The organism is Microbacterium sp. Bi128 (genome assembly GCF_918698205.1).
Genome location: NZ_CAKKMM010001334.1, coordinates 1 through 1,393 on the forward strand (window position 1 = coordinate 1; position 1,393 = coordinate 1,393).

2 protein-coding genes are annotated in these 1,393 nt (G+C 74.9%); one reads left to right on the top strand and one right to left on the bottom strand.

The features are described 5' to 3' along the window. On the top strand, positions 1–519 hold a 519-nt coding region (pcp, locus tag LQV45_RS32515; protein ID WP_230011693.1), incomplete at its 5' end, for a pyroglutamyl-peptidase I. 62 nt (positions 520–581) lie between these two features. Here pcp and LQV45_RS32520 read toward each other — a convergent pair. Further along, on the bottom strand, positions 582–1,393 hold an 812-nt coding region (locus LQV45_RS32520), incomplete at its 5' end, for a benzoate/H(+) symporter BenE family transporter (protein WP_230011695.1).

The window sequence follows — 1,393 nt, forward strand, 5'->3', positions numbered from 1 at the left end:
GTCCTGCCGGTGGTCTTCGACGCCGCCGACGAGCGCCTCCGCGCTCTGATCGCGACTCATCAGCCGGACGTCGTGATCGCGGTGGGACTCGCGGGAGGTCGCGCGACCCTCACACCCGAGCGCGTCGCGATCAATCTCGCCGACGCGCGCATCGCCGACAACGCCGGCGCCCAGCCTCTCGACCGGCCCGTCGTCGCGGGTGGCCCCGCCGCCTACTTCGCCACCCTGCCGGTCAAGGCCATGGCCGCCGCGCTGACGGACGCGGGCCTTCCCGCCTCCGTCTCCCACTCGGCGGGGACGTTCGTCTGCAATCACGTCATGTACGCCGCGCTCCACGCCACCGCGGACGCCCCGGAGGTCCGGGCGGGGTTCGTGCACGTGCCGTATGCGCGCGAGGACGCCCCCGCGGACGTTCCCTCGTTGCCGCTGGACGACATCGTCCGCGGGCTCGAGATCGCGATCCGCGCCGCCGTCGACACCCGCGTCGAGGCGGCGGTGCCGGGCGGCGCGCTGCACTGAGAGGCAGCTCGGTCCCGATCGGGCCGTCCGGTGTCGTCGCCGAATAGCGAGCCCGGCGAGGCTCAGGCCGCGCGCCGACGCCCCACGTGCAGCACGGCCCGCACCACCAGCCCCGCGAGCAGCGCCCAGAACGCCGCGCTCACGCCGGCCACGGCCACCCCCGACGCGGCGACGAGGAACGTCACGACCGCGGGCAGCCGCTCGCCGGGATCGTCGATGGCCTGCTGCACGGCAGCGCCGAAGGCGCCGAACAGCGCGACGCCGGCCACGGCCGGGATGACGCCCGCGGGGGCGAGGAGCACGAGCGCCACGAAGGCCGACGACAGCGCCGCCAAGACGAGATACGTCCCGCCGGCCGAGACGCCTGCGACCCAACGCCGCTTCGGATCCGGGTGGGAGTCCGGACCGGCGGCGATCGCCGCGCTGATCGCGGCGAGGTTGGCGGCGTGACCGCCCGCCGTCGCCGCGGCGGCCGTCCCCAGGCCCGTGACGAGCATCGACGGACGCCACGGCACGGTGTAGCCGAAGCTGCGCATGACGGCGACGCCCGGCACGTTCTGCGACGCCATCGTCACGACGAACAGCGGCACGGCCACGGCGATGACCGAACCGAACGTGAGCACCGGGGCGGTGAACTCCAGGCGCGGCAGCAGGGCCGCGGCATCCACTCCCCCGCCGGTGCGGGCGAGTTCCACCGAGATCACGACCGTGGCCGCGACGAAGGCGAGCGGCACCGCCCACCGCGGCAGCAGACGGGATGCCACCAGCCACACGATCAGGACCGGCGCCACGCCCCACGGGTCGCTCACGAGCCCCGCGAAGGGCGCCACGCACAACGGGAGCAAGACGCCCGCGAGCATCGCCTGGGCGATGG